Annotated in this window: 1 protein-coding gene; it reads right to left on the minus strand. The window is 63.9% G+C overall.

All coding sequences use genetic code 11. The features are described from left to right. Window positions 1-230: hypothetical protein (locus SB717_RS39980; protein ID WP_410908927.1), on the minus strand; the 230-nt coding region annotated here is incomplete at both ends.

The raw sequence follows: 230 nt of genomic DNA on the forward strand, positions 1-230 counted from the left end.
TATCGGAGACGTACGGCGCAGCCGGATCCACAACGGCCTTCTCATAGTCGGAAGCCTCGATCTCCTTGCGCTTGTCGTAGGCCGCCTGCTCAACCTCGGTCGCCTGTTTCGGGAGATAGCCCTGGAAGCCCGTGACGTTCATGCCCAGCTGCGACAGCGAGGCAACCGCGTTCTTGAGGTCCTCGGGTGCGTCGTCGACGGCGACGGCGAGGTCTCCGTCGAGGGTGTAG

The sequence above is a fragment of the Priestia sp. SIMBA_032 genome, assembly GCF_046535215.1.
Taxonomy (GTDB): Bacteria; Bacillota; Bacilli; order Bacillales; family Bacillaceae_H; genus Priestia; species Priestia aryabhattai.